Annotated in this window: 19 protein-coding genes; 11 read left to right on the top strand and 8 right to left on the bottom strand. The window is 37.7% G+C overall.

What is annotated here, in order from left to right; genetic code table 11:
* Positions 1 to 319 precede the first annotated feature (319 nt).
* Positions 320 to 1084, top strand: coding sequence for a hypothetical protein (locus HOO91_11190; protein ID NOU18108.1), 765 nt, complete (start codon positions 320 to 322; stop codon positions 1082 to 1084).
* Positions 1085 to 1295: 211 nt separating this feature from the next.
* Here HOO91_11190 and HOO91_11185 read toward each other — a convergent pair whose 3' ends face one another.
* The 5 genes from HOO91_11185 to HOO91_11165 all read right to left on the bottom strand — a co-directional run bounded on the left by HOO91_11185 (position 1296) and on the right by HOO91_11165 (position 7640).
* Positions 1296 to 3089: a squalene--hopene cyclase gene (locus HOO91_11185; GenBank protein ID NOU18107.1), complete on the bottom strand. Its 1794-nt coding sequence runs from the start codon at positions 3087 to 3089 to the stop codon at positions 1296 to 1298.
* 92 nt (positions 3090 to 3181) lie between these two features.
* Positions 3182 to 4057 (bottom strand): hypothetical protein, encoded by an 876-nt coding sequence (locus HOO91_11180; protein NOU18106.1) that lies wholly within the window; start codon positions 4055 to 4057, stop codon positions 3182 to 3184.
* Positions 4020 to 5603 (bottom strand): DUF116 domain-containing protein, encoded by a 1584-nt coding sequence (locus HOO91_11175; protein NOU18105.1) that lies wholly within the window; start codon positions 5601 to 5603, stop codon positions 4020 to 4022. The genes HOO91_11180 and HOO91_11175 overlap by 38 nt, the downstream gene beginning before the upstream one ends.
* Before the next feature lie 7 nt (positions 5604 to 5610).
* On the bottom strand, positions 5611 to 6789 hold the full coding sequence (locus HOO91_11170; protein ID NOU18104.1) for a radical SAM protein: 1179 nt from the start codon (positions 6787 to 6789) through the stop codon (positions 5611 to 5613).
* 83 nt (positions 6790 to 6872) lie between these two features.
* Positions 6873 to 7640, bottom strand: a complete 768-nt coding sequence (locus tag HOO91_11165) for a 4Fe-4S binding protein (GenBank protein NOU18103.1) — start codon at positions 7638 to 7640, stop codon at positions 6873 to 6875.
* A gap of 264 nt (positions 7641 to 7904) precedes the next feature.
* Here HOO91_11165 and HOO91_11160 point away from each other — a divergent pair, with 264 nt between their 5' ends.
* Both HOO91_11160 and HOO91_11155 read left to right on the top strand, forming a co-directional pair.
* Positions 7905 to 8627 (top strand): TerC family protein, encoded by a 723-nt coding sequence (locus tag HOO91_11160; GenBank protein NOU18102.1) that lies wholly within the window; start codon positions 7905 to 7907, stop codon positions 8625 to 8627.
* Positions 8628 to 8713: 86 nt separating this feature from the next.
* Complete coding sequence (locus HOO91_11155) at positions 8714 to 9433, top strand: phosphatase PAP2 family protein (GenBank protein NOU18101.1); 720 nt, start codon at positions 8714 to 8716, stop codon at positions 9431 to 9433.
* A gap of 11 nt (positions 9434 to 9444) precedes the next feature.
* Here HOO91_11155 and dusB read toward each other — a convergent pair whose 3' ends face one another.
* On the bottom strand, positions 9445 to 10464 hold the full coding sequence (gene dusB, locus HOO91_11150) for a tRNA dihydrouridine synthase DusB (GenBank protein ID NOU18100.1): 1020 nt from the start codon (positions 10462 to 10464) through the stop codon (positions 9445 to 9447).
* A gap of 181 nt (positions 10465 to 10645) precedes the next feature.
* On the opposite strand from dusB, the gene HOO91_11145 reads away from it, so the two are divergent.
* The gene (locus HOO91_11145) at positions 10646 to 11548 is read left to right on the top strand and encodes a CPBP family intramembrane metalloprotease (protein ID NOU18099.1); all 903 of its coding nucleotides are present in this window, start codon (positions 10646 to 10648) and stop codon (positions 11546 to 11548) included.
* On the opposite strand, the gene HOO91_11140 is transcribed toward HOO91_11145, so the two are convergent.
* Entirely contained in the window at positions 11525 to 12262 is a 738-nt protein-coding gene (locus HOO91_11140) for a hypothetical protein (GenBank protein ID NOU18098.1), read from the bottom strand. The two genes, HOO91_11145 and HOO91_11140, sit on opposite strands and share 24 nt — an antisense overlap.
* A 264-nt stretch (positions 12263 to 12526) precedes the next feature.
* Here HOO91_11140 and kbl (HOO91_11135) point away from each other — a divergent pair, with 264 nt between their 5' ends.
* From kbl (HOO91_11135) to HOO91_11105, 7 genes are all read left to right on the top strand, one after another.
* Positions 12527 to 13723 (top strand): glycine C-acetyltransferase, encoded by a 1197-nt coding sequence (kbl, locus tag HOO91_11135; GenBank protein NOU18097.1) that lies wholly within the window; start codon positions 12527 to 12529, stop codon positions 13721 to 13723.
* Between the two features lie 402 nt (positions 13724 to 14125).
* Positions 14126 to 17602: a M6 family metalloprotease domain-containing protein gene (locus tag HOO91_11130; GenBank protein ID NOU18096.1), complete on the top strand. Its 3477-nt coding sequence runs from the start codon at positions 14126 to 14128 to the stop codon at positions 17600 to 17602.
* A gap of 255 nt (positions 17603 to 17857) precedes the next feature.
* The gene (acsA, locus tag HOO91_11125; GenBank protein ID NOU18095.1) at positions 17858 to 19561 is read left to right on the top strand and encodes an acetate--CoA ligase; all 1704 of its coding nucleotides are present in this window, start codon (positions 17858 to 17860) and stop codon (positions 19559 to 19561) included.
* A gap of 193 nt (positions 19562 to 19754) precedes the next feature.
* The gene (locus HOO91_11120; GenBank protein ID NOU18094.1) at positions 19755 to 19988 is read left to right on the top strand and encodes an acyl carrier protein; all 234 of its coding nucleotides are present in this window, start codon (positions 19755 to 19757) and stop codon (positions 19986 to 19988) included.
* 9 nt (positions 19989 to 19997) lie between these two features.
* A complete protein-coding gene (gene kbl, locus HOO91_11115) occupies positions 19998 to 21245 on the top strand; it encodes a glycine C-acetyltransferase (protein ID NOU18093.1) in 1248 nt (415 codons plus the stop codon).
* A gap of 106 nt (positions 21246 to 21351) precedes the next feature.
* The gene (locus HOO91_11110) at positions 21352 to 21909 is read left to right on the top strand and encodes an acetate uptake transporter (protein ID NOU18092.1); all 558 of its coding nucleotides are present in this window, start codon (positions 21352 to 21354) and stop codon (positions 21907 to 21909) included.
* Positions 21910 to 22063: 154 nt separating this feature from the next.
* A complete protein-coding gene (locus tag HOO91_11105; protein NOU18091.1) occupies positions 22064 to 22555 on the top strand; it encodes a thioredoxin family protein in 492 nt (163 codons plus the stop codon).
* Positions 22556 to 22745: 190 nt separating this feature from the next.
* Here HOO91_11105 and HOO91_11100 read toward each other — a convergent pair whose 3' ends face one another.
* Positions 22746 to 22967 (bottom strand): YdeI/OmpD-associated family protein, encoded by a 222-nt coding sequence (locus HOO91_11100; GenBank protein NOU18090.1) that lies wholly within the window; start codon positions 22965 to 22967, stop codon positions 22746 to 22748.
* Positions 22968 to 22989 lie beyond the last annotated feature (22 nt).

Here is a 22989-nt window from a genome sequence, read left to right as displayed (position 1 = left end):
TATATAATCTATTAATGCAAATTATAGAAAATATTATAAAAAACTATACTTAGCATCTGCAAATTTTAGTAATCAGAAATAATTTATATAATTTGCATATGCAAAAATCAATATTCAAAATATATTAGAATAATTTGCATATGCAATTTTATTAATACATTTATATTATATATAATTTGCATGTGCAAATTGCTATTTTAAAATATAAAATGTATAAATTGCATGTGCAAATGCACTATATTTTATTTTTATACTGATATTATTTTACGCAAATACATTAAATATACTTTCCATATAATTACTAGCATACTATACTGCCATGGATAAGATAGAAACAATGGGGTTATTCCGCCTCCGAAACAGCGAGCATTGCCAGTTTATGTCCGATGTTGAAGTGTTGATTAAAAAACACGATCCCGTCGTGCTTGGCATTGATAGCGAGTACACCGATTTTAGCAACCAGTTGAAATTGGAGGGGGTTGCAATGCAGACGGAGCTGGGAAGCAACATGTCAAAGGCGATTGGACAAGCCGATCGGCAGCGAGTTAGAATCTGGAAGGCGATTTATGGCAGGGTAAAATCAACACGGCTAAGCCCCTTTGAGAACGAGGCGGAGAGTGCGGAAATAATTATGCGGGTGATAAAGAACTTTGGAAAAATCCATGGCCTATCGTTCAACGAGTGTAGTTCGGTAATATCGAACCTAATTGCATCACTTACCGAACTGGCAAACGCTATTCATCTTCAAAAACTCGGTATCGAGGCATGGGTTGATGAGCTCCGCAAGGAGAATGAGCGTTTCCAGAATCTTTTCAATGACCGTAACGCCGAGTACGCCAGCCGCGAGCAGGGTAACGTGCGCCTTGTGCGCCGTCCTGTAGACCTGCTTTACACGTGCATCGTTGAGAGGGTTAACGCTACCATTGTGCTTGGAGTTGCTAAACCCGCCGTTTTAAAATTCGCAAGCGAGCTGAACGAGACCATAGCCTACTTCAGAACTACACTCCATATTCGCAAAGGGAGAAGCAGAGAACGGGCAAAGGTGAAGGAATCGTCTGAGAGCATTGCGGTAACAGAGTCCTAGTTATGGAAGTAATTTGCCAATTAATCAATATGTCAATTGCTCAATATGCCAATGTGCCAATGATTAATTCTACATTGTTTTATTGTCATATTGCCTCATTCTCCAATTGGCATATTGTTCCATTGTCTCATTGTCTCATTGTCCCATTGTCCCATTGTCCCATTGTCTCATTGTCTCATTGTCCCATTGGCATATTGAGCAATTGCCCCATTTATGAAAGATATCTTCTCAACCCCTCCACATAAAAAGTCAGCGAGTACATCTTTTCATCATACCAAAGGGTGGCAAAGTATAATCCTATTGGCTTTGAGCGGAGTCCGTTGAGGTTGTATTCATTCTCAAGCCAATCAAAACCCTTTATGCATGCCTCTTTATCCTTTTTTGCGAGGGCGCAGATTGCAAGGGAGGTTTCCTCAATAGTGCCAGCAACGCCTTGATATCCGCCCCAGCTACCATCATCGTTTTGCTGTTGTAGCAGGTAATTTTGAGCGTTGGTGAGCATAAGCTGTAATTCAACGCGGGTTGGGTAGCTTAGCCACTTACACTTTAGGCTATCAACAATGTAAGTTGCAACTTTTGCAGTACCGTAAACCGGGTTTCGCTTATTTGATGTTTGCTGGTTTCCAAACCATAATGGCAGCCAAGATCCTAACCTATGCTGGTTGTTTTTGAGGTATCGCAAATTGCGATTAATGCAATTTTTAAAACTTGCTTGTTGCTTTTTGGGGATTTTATCACCTAAAACATCTATTGAACGGGTAATTGCTAAAAGGGTGTGGCCTGTTAAATCGGCACAGCTCTGATCGAAAGGTAATCGTCCCCAGCCTTTGCAGAATGTGGGGATTCCACCATCGCTATTTTGTAGGTTGATAAGCCAGTTGCAACCATCAATAATTGCTTTGGTTTCTTCGTCCGTGCCCTCGTACATCTCAAGTAGGGCAAGGATTGCACCGGGGGTATCATCGGCATCGGGAACTGAGCCTGAGTAGCTAGTCCAACCCCAACCTCCTGGCATTGCTCCATTAAATGGGTGTTTCTCCTTGTACTGCAAGTTTAGTAGATGATTTCTCATCAGCTGCACTGATTCCGGCTTGAATGTGCTGGAAAGATTATCACCTAAAGCCTTTATGCTAAGGGTTGTTACCCATGTTGAGAGGTCGGTATCGATAGGCCAGCTGCCATCGTTACGTTGCTGGTTGTAGAGGAAATCTAATCCTTTATCAACAATTGAATTATCTGCATATCCGCTTTGTATAAGACACATGCTCACAAATGCGGTTAACGGAATTGCTTCCAAGAATCCTCCGCTTTCGGGAACTAATCGGGTTAGCTTGCCAATGGCTGGTTTTATCGATCTGTTTCGGATTGATTTTACTAGAAAGTTGGATCGATTCTTTTTCTTGAATGTATAGATACCCACCGCTACAAGTGCCGGAATTGCGTAGCTAACCACCTGCATGTTGAAGAATCGGTAAAGCGAAGCGGGTAGGAGGGTGAACTCGAAGGGTAGTTGGGGGATTTTTCTGATATCTTCATCGCCAAGAATGCCGCAGATGGTGAGCATTGAGAGTATGGGAACGGAGAAGGTATAATCCTTTCCGTAGTAGCTCAAAACGGATTTTGCGATGTTTCCCGATTTTAGGGAGATTTTCTGCGATTCGAGATAATTCTCTATCCCTTTTAAAATCTTGTTCCCATCAGTTTCGGATGTCTGGCAAAATGTAATTGCCGCATAGCAAAGGAATGATGTGCTTACGTTGCTTTCGCTTTCGGGGGTATCGCCGTAACCACCATCGGTGTTGACGTTTCTAAAAAGCCATTGAAGGCCTTTAAAAACTCGCTCCTCGTGGTTTGGTAATCCTTTTAGTTTAATGGCAACAATTGCAACCGAAACACCTAATGCGCTGGATGATAGTTGCCCTGTCCAAAAGCCACGGCTATTCTGCTCCTCAATCAGCTTGTTGAGGAGGATTTTATATTGATTTTCGAGTTGATGCTTTTCCATACAAAACTAAATAAACCACAAAGGCCACTAAGTACACACCAAGTATCACCAAGAACACCTTTGTGAATTCCTTTGTGCTCTTTGTGGTTAAATTAAGATAATGCTCCCAATGCCAATAATCCGTAAAACGTATATTCTATATCGATATCAAAATCTAAATCGGTGGCACGGAATCCGCCATTTAGATAAAGATTATCAACAAAGGTAAGGCAATCGGGTTTGATATTCGTTAAATTGGAATCGATAAAATGTAGTGCATACAATGCAACTGAGGTTGAGAGTAAATCGGTGATTGGTGCTTTTTGTAGGGCAACAAATCCACCATTGCCACGGTAGAAGGATTTTAACTTGATTCCAACCTCTTTAACCGATTTTCCTAGTACGCCATTAATTACTGCTTCCGCAGCAGCCAATGAACAGGGCGACTCCTTTTCGTTGCTAAATCCTGTAATCTTTTTTTTCAGTTTTAGGATAAACCGATAATCCTGTAAGTAGTAAAGTGTAAGTAGTCCAATAAAATAGTTGTATTCCGATTTGCTTCCGTTGTTGTTTCCCAACTCAATCTCAACCTTTTTTCTCAGTTTTTCAGTTGTCGAATCAAATCCATGGAGTTTTGAGTAGAGTATCGCTCCGCAAAATAGATGAATTCCACTTAATGCGTCTTGGTTTACCTCTCTTTTTACATAATCCTTTAGCGCAGGGAAGATTTCGTTTATCGAAAGGGCTTCGGCAACAAAGCAACCAAACATGGTGTAGTAGAGGTCGGATTTTCCACCCCTGTCGGCAAAACCGCCATCTTTTGTAATAGATTTTAGGAGATGATTTTTAATCTCTGCCTGAATATCATCATCGAAAATCGAGGTTGATTTTTTAAGAACCGATTCAATGGATTTTTTCTGATATCGTTTCAGAAATGGCGAGGCAGCCGACCTATAGGTAATCCTTAAAAATCTTTCCCACAAGTTCATTTAGTGCGATTTTTAATCCAAGATTTTGAAGATTTTCTATGCTCTTTCTTGCTTCACCGATATATGACATTAACAGTGTTTCAGTCTCTTCCTGAATTTTATTTTCTTTGATAAGATCGAAAACCTCCGAGGACTTTCCATCTCTGAAATCTTTCAGAAGGGCAGATCTTTTATCAGCAGAAACTTTCTCAAAAACCTTCGAGAGCAGAATTGAGAATCTTCTTATTTCGATATCACCATTATCTCCGTGGTAATCGCTTAAATCATCTTTGATTTGGTAAGCAATTCCGATATTGTGGCTAAAGCGATTGAGTATTTCGAGACTGTCTTTATCCGCATTTCCCGCCGAGGCTCCAAGGAGTAAGGCCACTCTGAAAGCAGCAGCGGTTTTATTCTCAAAGATTTTGAGGGTATCACTCAACGATGGGATTTCACCATTTGCAATTGCCGATAGCTCTGCACCTTGCCCAACCGATAGCGCACGATGACCTCGTGATGTAACAAGTATACAATCGCGAACTACTTCGGGCGATAAATCGCTTTCAGCAATTAGCCGATACCCTTCGCCAATAAGCAGATCTCCTGTATTAATGGCGATTGGAGTGCCATGCTCGGAGTGGATTGTTTCCTTACCGTAACGGGTATCGTCATTATCTTCAATATCATCGTGAATTAATGATGCTTTATGAAAACACTCTACGGATAGTGCAATAACATTTGCCGTTTTTTGGTCAAACGATTTGCAAAAAGCCTCGTATGTTAACATTGCAAGGAATGGCCTAAATCGGTTACCGCCCAGCAAAAGGGATTTAAGGGCTATTTTTTCAGCCTCATAACCATTGTGACCAAGAATGTGTGAAAGTGTTGCCTCGTTGAAAATTGAATCGATTTTGCTACGTACTTTGTTGAAGTTTAGTAGTCGAAAATCTTTTATCTCTCTAATATTTAATATTTCTTCTTTAATCCAATCTAAATCGGCAAGGGTGTCTTTGCAACCACAAGTCAATAGAGGGATACCAATTCCAGGGATAGAGTATTTGTTTATAGAAAGAAATAGTTTTTGAAGCACCTCCAAGCAACCAACGCCTATAACGGCATCAATTTGACCGCTTTCAATCAGTTGAGTGGTAATTGTTGTTCCCTCTGTAACTAAAACCTCATACCCGAGTTTTTCGGACTCTTGTAAAAAGAAAGAGATATTGCACTCCCCACACTCCTGACAAAGTAATCCTAGGTGATCGTTTTCAGCTTTACAAAGATTGCTGTTTCGAAGGCATTGCGGCAACATCAACACCCTGCGATTGTAAGGGATTGCTCCAACAACATCATGCCAAATAGCATTACCAGAGCATACCATGGTAAAAGCAAGATATCTTTCATCCCAATGATGCTCCTCGACTAGTTTTCCGGCTAGTTCAAATAAGCCTTCGTATGATACAGGAGGAATAACGGTGTTCGCCGTAAAGTATTTCTCCACTTCGCTACGAATCTCAGCCCTTGTCTCTTTAGTCTCAGGTACAACTAGGTCTAATGTTGATATATTCATAATCCTTTCAACCATAAGCTCCTAAACCAAAAAAGGCACGTTTTTTTGCCATTCGATATATCCAGTTTTTTTCAGGAATAACTTTGCACGAACCATGGCTGGGCACAATCTTGCCATTGGCAAGTTGATTGGGCATTTCGCTTCTGTTCGATGTGTTTTTAGCCTGATGGTTTGATGCAAAATTTTGTAGCCAATTTGGGTCTTCCATCAGAATACATCCCTTTGTTTTCTTTGATATCTCTACCTTAAAATCCTTTAGAAAAGTTGAATTTTCGTAAACGGATTTTAAATCCTCGCTGTTGATGTTATCGCATGAATACTGAATAACAGGACAAGGCTCGATGTTCCCTGATGGATTAATATGATGACTTAATCCCTCCGATGCTGGGCAGAATGGATTTCCATCAGCATCCCAGTAGGAATCAATAAGTACGAGAGGATATTTTGTTCTACCATCAACCAAGAAATACCTCAAACGCTCAATCTCCTCAGAACTTAAAGCCAAATCGTAGCAAGGATTTTCACCCGATGGGCGATAGATATAGTACCACAGATAAACAACCCCTTTATCGTGAAGCAAATTAATAAACTCCTCGGATAATGCCATGTCGATATTCGATTTGCAAACGCTTATAGCAACACCTGTAACGAGTTTATGTTTAGTTGCTGTTTCAATTGCCTGAATAGTTCGTTGGTAAACACGATTGCTGCCACGCCTGATATCGGCAATGGTCTCGTTTCCTTCAAAGCTGATAAGCGGGGTTACATTTCCAAGACTGCGAAGTTCTTGAGCAACATTATCATTTAGTAGGGTTCCATTGGTAAATAGCTGAAAATAGCAATCGGGGTGGGATCTGAAAATATCCATTAGTGGTTTATACATCAAAGGTTCGCCACCTAGAATGCCAAAGAAGTACGAACCATACTTTTTGCTGTCGATAATAATTCTATTTATCTGCTCAATATCTAAACTTGATGTTTTCTCACCTTTTGTTACCCAACAACCCTGGCAGCTTAGATTACAGTCATTAGTTACAGATATAAATTGAAAAGCAGGGAACATCTCACCTCTTTTCTTCCGTTTTTGGAACTTGCTGAACCCCATTAAGCCTTTCCACCCAAAGGTGAAAAAGAATTTCCGTAAGCATTTGGAATCGGTACGCAGTATATTTCTTGTTATTGACATCTCTTTAAAGTGATAATTGATAAGAGAAAAGTGAAAAATTGATGTATTTCATTTTTCATTTTTCATTTTTCATTTTTCATTTTTCATTTTTCATTTTCTTTCGCTCTATCCCTCTCCTCAAGCGCTTTTTTTATCGCCTCATTTTTAATTATCGATTGTCGCTTTGCTTTTCGTTCTTGGAGTACTTTATAAATATCGTTACCAGCAATCGATTTTATATCCTGCTGCAAACGTTGCTGCTCTGCGATTTCATCAATAGAATCGGAACCGCTAATTGCACCTCCCTGTTTGTATTTTGGAAAGATAATCGCAGTATGCGGGCAGATACGAGCACATGCAGGGCAATTGTTCTTGCAAGACTTTGGGTTAACTACTTTAACCTTACTGTCTGTTTTCTCATAAACTCCAAATAGGCAAAAATCGGCACATTGACCACAAGCCGTGCAGCGGTTGTAATCGATCACAGGATACCATGATGGCCATTCAATCTCACCCAAATGTTCTTTTTGCAAAGAAGGTTCATCATTGCAGTTAGATTTTAGGGTTGATAAGATTTCCTCCTTCGTTGTTTCTCGTAGGTTGAGGAATGATAGGTTTTCAAGATTACTTTCAACCCCTGCAAATTCCAATAACTTTCTAACTGCTCTTGGGTGACAAGCAACCACAAGCGTTGGGTATTGAGAGGAAAAGATTTTTTTAACATCTTGCTTTTCAGAAACGCACAAATTGCACAAATCGGAAAGATGAATAGCATCAACGTTTTCTTTATAAAGAAAATTTGATATTGATTCTTTAATTTCTAGACTTACAATCTCTCCTCCACAATTACAGTAAATAATCTTTTTTTGCATAAAATATTCTATGATTTATAGCTTTTTTCTGTTGATTTTATTCGGTAAAAATAATACAACTAAATGATTTTAAACAGTAATGTTAACTTCTGAATGCAAAAGAAGATTAAAACAAATGTTTTTATATAGTTGTTTGATAAAGAATTATAAAAATAGTTTAATCGTTGTGAGATGTCATCAAAAAGTTATTGCAGCATTATACAATTTGCTACTTTTGTGGCTCTTTATCTGCAAATCATTTATAAATAAAATAATCTTTTAAGTATGGATTTTCTTTTTCAACCCGAAACATATGTTTCATTGTTTACCCTCACTCTACTAGAGATTGTGCTGGGTATCGATAATATCATCTTCATCTCTATTGTTACCAATAAGCTTCCACTGCAAGACCGGAAAAAAACTAGAACTATTGGATTGCTGTTTGCCCTTTTATTTAGAATTATCCTTTTATCGTTTATCATTTACATTATTCGACTCACCAATCCATTGTTTACAATTGGGAGTTTTAGTTTTTCAATTCGCGATTTGATTTTGCTTCTTGGTGGCATTTTCTTAATTGCCAAAAGTATTACTGAAATGCACGATAAGATTGAAGGAGAAGAGCATATTACAAAGAATGGAAAAGCAACTTCATTCTTTTATGTGATTCTTCAAATTGTCTTGCTTGATATTATTTTCTCATTTGATTCTATCCTTACAGCAATTGGCCTTTCAAATCAGCTTCCTATAATGATTGGAGCTGTTGTAATATCAATGATTGTAATGATCTATTTCTCAGGATTTATTAGCAACTTTATTAACCGACATCCAACTTTACAGGTTCTTGCACTATCATTTCTTATACTTATTGGTTTTATGCTAACCCTAGAGGCTTTTCACTACGAGATACCGAAGGGTTATATTTACTTTGCGCTATTTTTCTCTGTTGTTGTTGAGATAATTAATATGAAAATGCGTGCTCGGCGTAAATTGGCTGAGGAAAATTAGTAATCTTAAATACTGTTATTAAGGAGACTACTGTTTTTATTAAAATGATATTATCTTTCATTACAATATTTTAACAAAGTTCATTGATGGTAAAACTTACCAGTTGTCTTCTTGTACTTATTCAAACAACTCTTTTTGCTCAGATTGATTCTGTGAAAAAGGATTTTGTACCCAAATACGGTTTCGCAAAATCGATGATTATACCTGTATCACTAGGTATTACGGGAATAGTTATTAAGGAGACAAATTTTAGAGAATACTTTCAGCAGAAAGTACAAAGTTCAAAAATTCAAACCAATACAAAAATTGATGATTATATTCAGTATGTTCCAATTGCACAATTATATATTGCAGATATTTACTCATCAAAAACCAAAAACGAAGTTTTTCAACAAACGAAAAATTTAGCGATTTCAGAGATCTTAACCGCTATAATTGTTCAAAGTCTTAAAAAGACAACCAAAATTACACGACCGAACGGATCACCCTTTTCCTTTCCATCTGGTCATACAGGACAGTCCTTTACTGGAGCTACCGCATTATACCTTGAATATAAGGACTCAAACAGGTTATTAGCCCTTTCAGGCTATGGCTTCTCCACTGCAACAGGAATATTAAGAATAACGAATAATAGACATTGGCTTTCCGATGTTCTTGTAGGAGCAGGAGTTGGAATGATTTCTACACAATTAGTTTGGTACGTTAACCCTCTCGGAAATTGGAAACCGTTTAAAAGTAAAAAAATTGCAGTTTACCCTTATGTTAATGGATTAGGGGGTAATGCAGGGTTGTGTATGGTTTTTTAGTTTATATTAAATTAAAAAGCCCAAGGAGAGGGATTAACTGTTTCGTCAGGCGTAAATTCCGCATATTTTTCTTCAATTTGATCAAGTAGTGATATAATTTCAAGCGGATCCATTGATGTTACCAGTTTAAGACGCAGCTCCTTAAAGTGAGGCAATCCCTTAAAATAGCATGTAAGATGTCGTCGAAGTTCAAGGATGCCTGTTTTATCGCCTTTTGTTTCCAGTGATTTTGATAAATGAAATTTAGCGAGTTCAACTTTTTCAGGAATTGAGAATGGTTTCAGTTTTTCACCAGTCTCAAGATAGTGCTTAATCTCTTTGAATATCCAAGGCCTTCCATAGGTTGCTCGTCCAATCATTATTCCATCAACACCAAAAGTATCAAAAGCGAGTTTTGCCTTCTCGGGGCTATCAATATCACCATTGCCAATAATTGGTATTGCCATTCTTGGGTTGCTTTTAACCGCCCCAATCAGAGTCCAGTCAGCCTCTCCTTTGTAAAGTTGAGCACGAGTTCGTCCATGAATTGTTAACGCTGTAATGCCCACATCTTGCAACCTTTCGGCTATCTCTAAAATATTTTTACTGCTATCGTCCCAGCCTAAGCGGGTTTTAACGGTTACAGGAATATTTGTTGCATTTACAACCTGGCGGGTCATTTCAACCATCTTAGGAACATCTCGCATCATACCTGAACCTGCGCCGCGATTAGCAATTTTTTTAACAGGACAACCAAAGTTAATATCTATAACATCAGGTTTTGCAGTAGTTGCAACTCGTGTTGCCTCAACCATGCTATCAATCTCATGCCCGTAAAGTTGAATTCCAATTGGACGCTCATAATCAAAGATATTTAGCTTAGCAACACTTGTTCGTGCATCACGAATTAGCCCATCGGCGTTTATAAACTCCGTGTACATAATATCTGCACCAAATTTTTTGCACATAAATCGGAACGAAGGATCAGTGACATCCTCCATTGGTGCCAGAAAAAGCGGCAAATTGCCTAAATCAACACTTCCTATTTTCAATTCTCCTTGGGTTTTTTAGCACACAAAAATACATACTCTTCTGAAACCTATCTAAACCCTTTGAGTATATTTGCGAATTATATTAGTGTCCAGAGTACTTCGAGTGCCTAGAGTATTTAAAGTTAGTATAGTTTTCAACTTTAGATTCTCGAATTATTTTAGTTCATTTTAAAAATCTCTTATGATATCTACATATTTCAGAGAATCAACACCCTCGATGAAAATAATGCTAACCTTAATGTTTTGCCTTACAGGTATGCTATTGTTTATGTTTATAGGTATATTGATTGTTTTTGTTATATATGGTTCTGCCTCAATGACCTATCTTTCAAATCCGAATCCAGCAATACATGAATCAATAGTTTCTTTGAAAATCCTACAGATATGTCAGGCGATAGGTCTATTTATCGCACCCGGATTTTTATTGGCTATTTATTTTTCTTCAGATCCTAAAAATTATCTGGGTTTTAAAAAGATAAATATCAATTTAGGTTTTCTTACCGCTCTTACAGTACTATTTGCCTTCCCTGCAATAAATCTTCTGGCATCGCTAAACGAACAAATTAATCTTCCAGAATGGATGAATGGTATGGAGGAAAAGGCACAAATGCTAACAAAAGCGTTTATGCAAGTGAATAGTTTTGGAGGAGTTCTTGTAAATATTTTTATGATTGCTGTACTTCCAGCTCTTGGTGAAGAGTTGATTTTTAGAGGAATTTTACAAAAAGTCTTTGCGGAACTTACTGGTAAGACTTTTTGGGGAATTATTATTTCCGCAACACTCTTTAGTGCAATGCATCTCCAGTTTCAAGGCTTTATACCTCGATTTGCGCTTGGAGTGCTTTTCAGCTACCTTTTAGTCTGGTCTGGATCATTATGGTTACCAATAATTGCCCACTTTATTAATAATTCTATTGCAATTATTGGATACACACTGATTTACAAAGGAAATCTTCCTGCTGAGGCAGAAAATGTTGGTGGATTAACGGTTTTGTGGCCATTGGGTATTATAAGTATAATATCCGTTTTAGCACTTCTGGTGAAAATAAAAAGCGAAGGACTAATGATCCGCAAAATCGAATAAACTTCGCTCGAGTAATTGTAATCCTTTTAACTCATTTTTACGATAAACGTAAACTACGCCGTATTCGGTACATTTCTCTCTTTTTAAATCATCGGGTAAATCTTTAAATGATGCTTCAACCTCGTTCCAAATGCTTAGGATAATCTCATCAGCCCTTGTACGGAGCGCATCAAGTTCGTTCAGCATACGCTGAGTATTTTGTTGTAAGATTTTTTGATGATTGTAAGAATCTACAAAATTTTCATATCTGACCTTAACGACAGCAATTGTAGGATTTGTAATAGGTTGTTGATTATTAAGTATGCGTTTTGCTTCGCCTTCAATAATTTTCTTGCCCCAATCCACAAGATCTTTTTCGGTATTCAATGATGGAATTTTTTGTTCATCTACGTCCATTCCATATAAGGATCTTATTTTTTCAGGCTGTTCTCCTCTTGAAATAGCCATATTAACTACCTGAATGAAGTGAGAAAGGTAAATTTTTGCTTTTTTCATTAAAGCAACGTAATCCTTATTTTTTTCAACCTGATTATTATATGCTGCTTTATAATTAATCATCGCTTTTTCAAACGAGTTAATGAAGAGTTCTATTTTGGCAAATGTGCTTTGGGAGAATGCAAGCTTAAAAGGAGGAAGCTCCTTTGCTTTCTTGTAGGCTACGGTTAGAGCCTTTATTCTGGCAATGTCAGTGTTTGGTAAGCGTCTGTAAGGCATTTTGGTCGAATTTGGTTGTTAGATAGCTGTTGATAACGTGCGAATATAGCGAATGAATTTAAAAAAACAAGCATCTTCGCACGAATTGTGGTGTAGTTTTTTTTCATTGACCGTTAAATAGTTAAATTTACGAACACTGGGTGTTTTTACAAAAAACGCATGTCTTCTCAAAATACCTGCTTATTAGCAGGTTTGAAATTTATAAGTAGAAAATATTCTACATTTGAAAAATTTTTTAAAAACATCTCAAATAATAATATAGTTATGTACGGGAAAATAAAAGAGGATTTAAAGCAGCAGATTGAATCCATTCATAATGAGGGGCTTTATAAAACGGAACGAATTATTACAACCCCTCAGAGGGTTGACATAATCGCAAATGGAAAGAAAGTACTTAACTTTTGTGCAAATAACTACCTTGGATTATCATCTCATCCACGAGTAATTGATGCTGCAAATAAGGCATTTATGGAGTATGGATTTGGAATGTCTTCGGTACGATTCATTTGTGGAACTCAAAAAATTCATAAGGATCTTGAAAATAAGTTAAGTGCTTTTTTGGGTACAGAGGATACTATTCTTTACTCATCTGCTTTTGATGCAAATGGGGGCATATTTGAACCAATTATTGGGGAACAGGATGCGATTATTTCCGATGAGCTTAATCACGCATCAATAATCGATGGCGTTAGACTTTGTAAAGCAAAACGCTTTAAGTATAAGAATAATGATATGGCCGATCTTGAAGAAGTTCTTCAGGATGCTTGTGAATCAAGGTATAAACTGATTGTTACCGATGGTGTTTTTTCCATGGATGGAACTATTGCACAAATCGATAAAATATGCGATTTAGCAGATAAGTACGATGCGCTTGTAATGGTTGATGATTCACATGCCACTGGATTTATTGGTAAAACAGGTCGAGGTACTCATGAGTATTGCAATGCGATTGGACGTGTTGATATAATTTCTACTACATTTGGGAAAGCACTTGGAGGTGCATCAGGAGGTTGTATCTCGGGTCGTAAAGAAATTGTTGAGATGCTGCGTCAACGTTCCCGGCCATATCTATTTTCTAATTCCTTGGCTCCTTCAATTGCTGGTGCAACCCTTGAGGTTTTAAATATGCTGTCAGAAACCACAGAGCTACGAGATAAACTCTTTGAGAACACCCAAATATTTAGGAAAGGAATGACAGACGCTGGTTTTAGAATTGTACCTGGAGTTCATTCAATTGTTCCTGTTTTATTCGGGCATCTTCCTAATGACGCTAAACTTTCACAGGAGTTTGCAAATGCTTTACTCGAAGAGGGTATATATGTTATAGGGTTCTATTACCCTGTTGTTCCGAAAGGAAAATCCAGAATTAGAGTTCAAATTAGTGCCGCTCATAGTAAAGAGCAGGTTGAATTTGCTGTTGAAAAGTTCGCAAAGGTTGGGAAGAAACTAGGTGCAATTTGATAATTAAAGAGGTAAAAATAAAAAACCCTTGCCCTAAAAAGCAAGGGTTTTTTATTTCTGTTAAGTCAAATAACATCTAAATATGATTAAAATACGACAAAAAGGAGGACATAAAAGCAATATATATTATAAATACATAAAAAGAAGAATTATAATAGCACATATAAACAATAATATAGATTAAATCTTAATTTTGTTTAAACCCATATTACAAAACCAACAAAACGCACATATTATAGAATTAGATTGGTCAAACACTATTGTGATTAGCATAAATATTCAAGTTTTATGTTGACATAATTTCTGTTAAGTCATATATTGCCCACATATGTATTTGTGTGAATAAAGATATTTATTTTGAGCACAATTGAATTAATGTATTAACCTAACCTAATTAATGTTATGAAGAAAACTTTACAAGTTGTTTTTATGTTCTGTATGCTATTTGCAGGACTAATGACAAATCAGGCTCTGGCTGTGTCGGCATATCCCTACCCAGTCCAAGTAAAACAACCTGATGGAACAACCATCACCGTTATTCTTAAAGGTGACGAAAAAGTAAAATGGGCTCAAACCCTCGATGGTTACACCGTTTTACGTAATAGTAAAGGCGTTTTTGAGTATGCAATGTTAAATGCAAGCGGAGATCTTAACCTTTCAGGTATTGCCGTTAGCGACATTTCTTCCAGAAAAGCTGATGAGTTAAACTTTTTAGCAAAAGCACAAAAAGGCTTATTTTACAGCAAAAGCCAAGTTTCATTGATGAAAAGCATCTTTGAAATAAAATCTGCTGAAAGCCAAAAAGTATTCCCGACAACTGGTGCAAGAAAATTGATTTGTATCCTTATGGGATATACCGATAAGGCATTTACGAAAACACAAACAGAATTTAACAATCTATTCAATCAGGTTGGGTATACTACTGGTGGAGCAACAGGTAGTGTTAAGGATTTTTATAATGAAAGTTCTTATAACCAATTTAATTTAACCGTTACCGTTGCTGGTCCTTATACTGCTGCAAATAACATGGCTTATTATGGAGCAAATGATGCTTCCGGTTACGATGTTAATCCAAGAGCCTTAGTATCTGAGGCCATAAATGCAGCTGATGCCTCGGTTAACTTTGCCGATTTTGATAATGATGGCGATGGAACGGTTGATGGTGTTTATATTATATTCGCTGGTTACGGTGAAGAGGCCGGTGCACCTGCTAATACTATATGGTCACATGCTTGGAGTCTTGCTTCTCCAGTTACAAAAGATGGAAAATCCATTAGCAAATACTCTTGTTCACCTGAATTAAGTGGTAGTTCAGGAACAACATTAACTGCCATTGGCGTAATTTGCCATGAATTTGGACATGTACTAGGTTCACCAGATTATTATGACACTGATTATGCTACTGGTGGTCAATTTGATGGTACTGGAAAATGGGATATGATGGCTTCTGGTTCATGGAATAATAACGGGATTACCCCAGCGCAACATAACGCTTACACCAAAGTTAAGGTTTATGGTTGGGCTACCGCAACAGTTCTAAGCTCAGCACAAGTAGTTACTGTAACACATGCAGAGGTTAATCAAAGTTTCTACCAAATTAATTCTGCTACAACCAATGAATATTGGATTATGGAGAACCGCCAGCTAGTTGGTTTTGATGCTAACATACCAGGTCATGGTCTAATTATATACCATGTTCATGCAAGTGTTGGTACAACAGCTATAAATGCAACGTATCCTCAAAAAATGTACCCTGTTTGTGCAAATGCTACAACCAATCCTGGTTCAACAGCAGCTACTTATGGTACAATTAATGGAGCTGGTTGTCCATTCCCAGGTTCAGGTGCAAAAACTTCATTTACGGATGCAACTACTCCTTGGATGAAATCATGGGCTGGTGCTGCTACTGCAAAACCAATAACCAATATTGTTGAAAATACTACAACAAAAACCATCACTTTTGATTTCATGGGTGGTTCCGTTACTCCTGCTGCTCCAACAGCTACTACAGTTGCCGCTTCTGCTGTTTCAAACACAACTGCTACTTTGAACGGTACTGTTACAGCAAATAACGCTACAACAACTATTACCTTCCAGTATGGTTTAACAACGAGTTATGGTTCTACAATTAACGGTAATCCAAATACTTTAACTGGTGCAACACCAACAAGTATTACTGCCGCTTTAACTGGTTTAACCGCAAATACAACCTATAATTATAGAGTAGTTGCTGTTAACTCTGTTGGTACAACCTATGGTCTCAATATGACTTTTACGACCTCAGCAAATCCAACTTCATTAACGCTACCAGTTACTGAGAATTTTGCAGCCTCAACCCTACCAAGCCAATGGACAACCCAAAATACTGGAACGGGTATTACCGAGCGTTGGAGCATGTCGAATACTGCAACTGCTGGTGGTGCTGCCTATGAGCTAAAATGTACATACCAACAAATTAACCCAGGCACAACCAGAATCATCACTGCTCCTGTTAACACCGTTGGGGTTAGCCAAGTAACATTCTCCTTCAAACACATGCTTGATGCTTATGCTGCTGGTGTTACTTTACGTCTACAAACCTCAAATGATAAATCAACCTGGACAAATACCAGCTGGTCTGTTGCTACATCGGCTACAAACATTGCTGCTACTACTGTTAACGTAACTGTAACAACCAACCTGAATTCAAACAATACCTATTTTGCTCTTGTTGCTGATGGTGACCTATACCAGATTGACTACTGGTATATCGATAACATTTCAATTACTAGTGGTGGTGGTTCAACAACCCCAACCGTTACAACAACTGCTGCTTCAAGCATAACGTCAAGTTCTGCGGTAAGTGGTGGTAATGTAACTGCCGATGGTGGTGCAACCGTTACTGAAAGAGGCATTTGCTATGCAATAACTGCAAATCCAACAACTGCAAACAGCAAAGTTGTAACTGGATCAGGAACAGGAACATACACTTCAACCATGACAGGACTTACAGCAAGTACTCTTTACTATGTAAGGGCTTATGCAATTAATGCCAACGGAACAGCTTACGGCTCACAGGTTTCTTTCACAACATTAGGTACAGGAACAACTGTAATAATTGGTACCGGTACTGCAACTCAAGGATACCCACTTAGCTGCTACTATGGCTACGAGAGGAGCGCATCACTCTACACTGCTGCTGAGATAGGTAGAACAGGAACAATCAATATGGTTGAGTGGTACCCAACAATAAGTTTAACATACAGCGTTCCCGTTAAGATTTACATTAAGACCACAACCGCCACTACCATTGCTGCTTCAACATGGGCAACAGCAATTTCAGGTGCTACATTAGTTTATAACGGTACTATGGCTGGAACAACTGCTAATGCATGGAAGGCATTCAGTCTAGCCACATCATTTAACTATACCGCAAACAATGTACTGGTTCTTGTTGAGACTAACTACACCGGAACCGGTGCAGGTACAAGTACAGGTCCAGCTTGTCGTTACACCACTGCAACAAGCAAACACATGTATATAAGGGCTGATAACACAGCCCCAACAGGTACTGCAACTGTTACAAGTTACCGTCCTAACATTAGATTAACATTCTCTGGAGTTGCTGCACCTCAGTTGATTGAGCAGAATGTTGAGACTATATCTGGAATGATTAGTGCTTACCCAAATCCTACAACCGGGATAGTAACCATAAAGAGTGAAGGAAGTATTAGATCAATTGATGTTTACTCAATTACTGGAGCTAAGATTTACTCGAAACCAAATATTTCGAATAGCTCTTCCAATGAGGTTGATCTTTCTGAATTCCAAAATGGAGTGTATATTTTAGTTGTAAATGATGGCATTAAGCGTCATACAATGAGAGTTGTTAAGCAATAATTATAAAGCTTATTTATTAAAAAAAACCTGCGAATTTTTCGCAGGTTTTTTTATTGCAAATTTCTATCAAACCCAAATTCTTCTATTGTTTTGTATTAGCAATCTATCTATATTTGAAACCGAGCGATTTGAAAAGCGGCATAGGATTTCGCAGTTGTTGATATGTAGATGGCCGATAAGGGAATGAAAATTGAAATAGACAGGTTTTTATTGCAATTGCCTTTATTAAATTATAACATTCTAATACAAAAAACTATGTCGCACATTGGATCTTATGATTCCAGAGTAAAAACCTTCGACTGGAGTATTTCCGAAAAAGAATTAGATTATAAGCCGGGAAATACCATAAACATTGGGTGGTATTGCACTGATCGTATCTGCCAGATGGGAAAAGCTGATAAACTAGCCCTTATCTGGGAGGGAATGGGGGGTGTTGAAAAAAAGTATACTTATAATGACATTCGACTTTCCTCTAATACTATTGGTCAATACTTACGTGATATTGGAATCAAGCCAGAAGATCGTGTTTGCCTTTTTATGGATAAAATCCCAGAACTTTATCTTGGATTTTTAGGTATTCTTAAAATAGGTGCTATTGCACAACCCCTATTTTCCGCATTTGGTGATGAATCTCTCTTTATTCGACTTGAGAATGCTCAAACCAGAGTAATTATCACCCAAAAAAAACATGCTCCAAAAATTCGAAAGATTATTGATAAGATGCCATTTTTGGAGTATATTATCATTGTAGATCATGATTCTAGTAAGCAACTTGGTCCAAAGGAATTGTCATTTGATCTTGAGAATACACCAAAGGTTGAGAAATTTGAAATTCATCCCACGAAGGCCGAATCACCCTCAGTTCTTCACTACACATCAGGTACAACAGGACAACCAAAGGGAGTTAAACACGTTCATTACTCCTTAATTTCACAATATCTTACCGCTAAATGGGTACTCGATTTACAGGAAAATGATATTTACTGGTGTACTGCCGATCCAGGGTGGGTTACAGGAACATCTTATGGAATAATTGGTGCATTTAGTAATGGGGTAACCCAATGTATACTCGATTCAGGATTCTCTGCTGAGACGTGGTATAAGTTTATCGAGAAGCATAGAATTACTATGTGGTATTCTGCTCCAACAGCAATCCGTTCATTAATGAAGGCTGGTGATGAAATAATCAAGAAATTTGATTTATCGTGTTTACGCCATCTAGCAAGTGTTGGGGAACCACTAAACTCTGAGGCTGTTATCTGGTCGGAAAAAGTTTTTGGTAAAGCATTCCTCGATACATATTGGCAAACAGAAACAGGGTCAATGATGATAACCAATTTTCCTGAAATGAAAATTAAACCCGGCTCAATGGGGAAACCTTTTCCTGGAATAATTGCAACCGTAGTTGATCCCGATACTTATGAACCACTTGAAGGTAGCGGAAAGATAGGTTTAATAGCCATAAAACCGGGTTGGCCTGCAATGATGCGTGCCTATTGGAACAATGAAGAGACTTACAATAAAAAATTTAAAAACGGATGGTATCTACCCGGAGATCGGTCAAGTATCGATAACGAAGGCTATTTCTGGTTTGTAGGTCGCGATGATGATGTTATAAACACAGGAGGCCATCTCGTTAGCCCATTTGAGGTTGAATCCGCATTACTTGAACACCCCTCTGTTGCTGAATCAGCAGTGGTTTCGAAGCCGGATTTTGTTAATATGGAGGTTGTAAAGGCTTTTGTAACGCTTAAACCTGGTTTTGTTGCAAGCAAAGATCTCGATTTGGAGATTATGAATTATGTTCGGAAAAAATTATCACCGCTTGCGATGCCCCAGGAGATTGAATTTGTTGAATCGCTTCCTAAGACTAGAAGCGGTAAGATTATGCGTCGAATCCTTCATGCAAAGGAATGGGGCGAAGAGATTGGCGACACATCAACTCTCGAAAACGATTAAAGAAAAACTTAATCGCTAAGAATACAAAACCTGCCTGCCGATAGGCAGGGATTTCACAAAAGACAAGAAGTTCTTTTTGGTTAAAAGGTTGGAGTAATAGAAAACCGATAAACCAATGCACAGCATTACTGCAATACAGCCAAAATGCACAAACAATTAACTAAAATAATAGGAGAATAAAGTTATGGAAGAAATGAAAGCAATAATTCGGGAATATGTTGTAAAAGAGTATGTTGAAGATGATACTGAGATTGGTTATGATACCCCTTTAATCTCTGGTGGTATTGTTGACTCATTTTCAATGGTATCTCTTAAACGTTTCTTAGAGAATAAGTATAAAATATCTATTCCGGATGATAAGGCAACTCCCGAAGCGTTTGATACAGTAAATAAAATTGTTAAACTAGTTAACGAATTTATTAAATAAGGAGAAATTATGGCATATACAGATAAAACCAGAGGGATATATAATGATGTCCTTAAAGGTATTAAGGATGCTGGTCTCTTCAAACAAGAGAGATTTATCCACTCTGCACAATCAGCAGATATTGAGGTTGAATTTCCATCTGGTGCTTCATTAAAAAAGGCTATTAATATTTGTGCTAATAACTACTTGGGCATGTCTAGCCATCCCGATGTAATTAAGGCAGCGCATGCTGGACTCGATTCGCATGGTTATGGCATGTCATCAGTACGTTTTATTTGCGGAACGCAGGATATTCATAGAAAGTTGGAAAATATGGTGACTGAGTTTCTAGGAACGGAGGACACTATCCTTTTTCCATCATGTATGGATGCTAATGCCGGTGTATTTGAAGCAATTCTGACCAAGGATGATGTAATGATCTCCGATAGACTAGTACACGCTTCAATTATAGATGGAATTCGCTTAGCCAGTGCATTGCACGATACCTATAAGCATTCCGATATGGCGCATCTTGAAGAAAAACTTCAGTTGCATAACGATAAGCGATTAAAAGTTGTTATCACTGATGGTGTTTTCTCAATGGATGGCGATACAGCAAAACTTGATGAAATGGTTGCTTTGTGTGAAAAATATGATGCTTTACTTTTTGTTGATGATTCGCATTCAAGCGGATTTATAGGCAAAACTGGTCGTGGAACACATGAGAAATACGGAGTAATGGGTAAGATTGATATTATTACAACCACATTTGGTAAGGGGCTGGGAGGCGCATCTGGCGGTTGTGTTTCTGGTCGTAAAGAATTGATTGAAATGTGTCGTCAAAAAGCGCGTCCTTATCTCTTCTCAAACACAATAGCACCTCCAATTGTTGCTGGCGTAATCAAGGTTCTTGAGATTTTATCTGCTTCAACGGATCGGCGCGATAAACTTGAGAAAAATACTGTGTTTTGGCGTAAGGGCTTGCTTGATGCGGGACTTATTATTAAAGACGGTGATACTCCTATTGTTCCAGTAATGCTTTTTAATGCACAGCTTGCTCAGAATGTCTCAAAGGATCTATTTGAAGAGGGTATTTATGCTATTGGATTCTTTTTTCCTGTTGTTCCGCAAGGGCAAGCCAGAATTCGAACTCAGATATCTGCTGGTCATGAAATACATCATTTAGAAAAGGCTTTGGATGCATTCAAAAAGGTTGGTAAAAAGTATGAAATTTTAGGTAAAACAAAACAGGAAATTATTGATAGATACGGTATGTAGTAATGTCTTTTGGATACAGTTACCGCAAGAAACCAAGAATATTTATTTTCTTTGCGACTTAAAGATAACGCATTCTAAAAATCAAAATTAACTAATACATTTTTCAATGGAAAACAAATTGGCCAATCCTGCCCCACTGGGTTTGTTGGGTTTCGGGATGACTACAGTTCTTTTAAATATTCATAATGCTGGATTTTTTCCCGTAAGTGCAATGCTACTTGCTATGGGAATATTCATTGGTGGTATTGCACAAGTAATAGCGGGTACTCTTGAGTTCAAAAAGGGTAATACTTTTGGAATGACTGCATTTATTTCCTACGGGTTTTTCTGGATTATCCTTGTTGCGATTTGGATTTTCCCAGACCTTGGAATAGCAAAAGGAACTAAAACAGAAGAAGGTTTTATGGGATGGTTTTTATTTATCTGGGGTGTTTACTCTTTCTTTATGTGGATTGGAACTTTTAATAAAAATAAAACACTTCAATTCGTATTTCTTACACTTTGGATTTTATTCTTCTTGCTCGCAATCCGTGATTGGACTGGTTCTGCAGGTATAGGTATAGTTGCTGGTTACGAAGGAATTCTATGCGGTGCATCAGCCATTTATCTTGCAATGGCAGAAGTTTTAGAAGAAACTCTAGGGAAAAAAGTACTACCGTATTAAACTCTGAATTAATTAATATATCTAAAGGAATGTTTCCTCTTGAATTGAGAGCGAAACATTCCTTTTTTATTTAAGGATGTTTCAACTTTGCTTACTATTTGGATTTGAGGAAACACAAGGAGATATTATTAACAACTATTAAAATCATAAACAAATGAAAAAATCGCTATTTACCATCCTTTTAGTGTTTGCTGTTGTGACCGTTTTTTCACAAGAAAAGTCAAATGTTTACAACCCCAATGCCGATGCAAAAGCAGATATTAAGGTTGCCATTTCAAAGGCAAAAGCTGAAAGCAAACATGTGCTTGTTCAGGTTGGAGGCAACTGGTGCTCATGGTGCATTAAATTCCATAAAATGGCAACCACCGATGCTAAAATAGATTCATTAATAAAGGCTGATTACGTTTACATCCTATTAAACTACAGCAAGGAAAATAAGAATCTGGATGTGCTTAAATCCTATCAGAATCCCCAACGATTTGGATTCCCCGTTTTTATTATCCTTGATGGGAAAGGTAATCTTCTTCACACTCAAGACTCCGGGTTACTTGAGTTGGATAAGGTTTACGATCCTAAAAAGGTGTTTACTTTCCTAAAAGGATGGAATTTTAAAGCGTTAGATCCAAAGAACTATCCCGAAAAGTAAAACGTCCAAACATTTCTTTATATTGTAGAATAGGTGATATCCAAGGAGTTGTCTAAAGAAGAGCAACCTACCTTAACAGTTTCTTGGATCTTGAATATAGATTTTGAAATCTTCGTCCAAATTATAACGCATACTAGAGCGAATAGAGGGTGGCAAAGCAAAGCGAATTATGTGATCGGTCGTGTGTTCTTTATGTCTGTAGTGTTTTTTGACCATTTTGTAGCATCTTAAGGGCTTTTTCTGCACGGATCTTTCTTGTTTCCTCTTGTTTTGCAGATCCAACCCAATCGCAGTATCCTTTTTTGTATGATTTGGCAAGCGATTCAAAAAAGATTTTAGCCTGCTGGTCTTCATCTAGTAATCCTTGAAGTTCTGAGGGTACTCCTTCAACATATTCTCCTTTTGATAGCATATTGTATGTTAAAAACGATAAG

It is taken from the genome of Bacteroidales bacterium, assembly GCA_013141385.1.
Classification (GTDB): Bacteria; Bacteroidota; Bacteroidia; order Bacteroidales; family Tenuifilaceae; genus UBA8529.
Note: the sequence above shows the minus strand (reverse complement) of the source record. Positions and strands in the feature narration are given on the sequence as shown.

Bases quoted from the DNA above. Each gene is read 5' to 3' on its own strand.
- HOO91_11180 (NOU18106.1), bottom strand. From the start codon at position 4,057: ATGAACTTGTGGGAAAGATTTTTAAGGATTACCTATAGGTCGGCTGCC.
- kbl (NOU18097.1), top strand. From the start codon at position 12,527: ATGTACGGGAAAATAAAAGAGGATTTAAAGCAGCAGATTGAATCCATT.
- HOO91_11145 (NOU18099.1), top strand. From the start codon at position 10,646: ATGATATCTACATATTTCAGAGAATCAACACCCTCGATGAAAATAATG.
- HOO91_11155 (NOU18101.1), top strand. From the start codon at position 8,714: ATGGTAAAACTTACCAGTTGTCTTCTTGTACTTATTCAAACAACTCTT.
- HOO91_11100 (NOU18090.1), bottom strand. From the start codon at position 22,967: ATGCTATCAAAAGGAGAATATGTTGAAGGAGTACCCTCAGAACTTCAA.
- HOO91_11105 (NOU18091.1), top strand. From the start codon at position 22,064: ATGAAAAAATCGCTATTTACCATCCTTTTAGTGTTTGCTGTTGTGACC.
- HOO91_11140 (NOU18098.1), bottom strand. From the start codon at position 12,262: ATGCCTTACAGACGCTTACCAAACACTGACATTGCCAGAATAAAGGCT.
- acsA (NOU18095.1), top strand. From the start codon at position 17,858: ATGTCGCACATTGGATCTTATGATTCCAGAGTAAAAACCTTCGACTGG.
- HOO91_11170 (NOU18104.1), bottom strand. From the start codon at position 6,789: ATGTCAATAACAAGAAATATACTGCGTACCGATTCCAAATGCTTACGG.
- HOO91_11110 (NOU18092.1), top strand. From the start codon at position 21,352: ATGGAAAACAAATTGGCCAATCCTGCCCCACTGGGTTTGTTGGGTTTC.
- HOO91_11190 (NOU18108.1), top strand. From the start codon at position 320: ATGGATAAGATAGAAACAATGGGGTTATTCCGCCTCCGAAACAGCGAG.
- HOO91_11120 (NOU18094.1), top strand. From the start codon at position 19,755: ATGAAAGCAATAATTCGGGAATATGTTGTAAAAGAGTATGTTGAAGAT.
- HOO91_11185 (NOU18107.1), bottom strand. From the start codon at position 3,089: ATGGAAAAGCATCAACTCGAAAATCAATATAAAATCCTCCTCAACAAG.
- HOO91_11175 (NOU18105.1), bottom strand. From the start codon at position 5,603: ATGAATATATCAACATTAGACCTAGTTGTACCTGAGACTAAAGAGACA.
- kbl (NOU18093.1), top strand. From the start codon at position 19,998: ATGGCATATACAGATAAAACCAGAGGGATATATAATGATGTCCTTAAA.
- HOO91_11165 (NOU18103.1), bottom strand. From the start codon at position 7,640: ATGCAAAAAAAGATTATTTACTGTAATTGTGGAGGAGAGATTGTAAGT.
- HOO91_11130 (NOU18096.1), top strand. From the start codon at position 14,126: ATGAAGAAAACTTTACAAGTTGTTTTTATGTTCTGTATGCTATTTGCA.
- HOO91_11160 (NOU18102.1), top strand. From the start codon at position 7,905: ATGGATTTTCTTTTTCAACCCGAAACATATGTTTCATTGTTTACCCTC.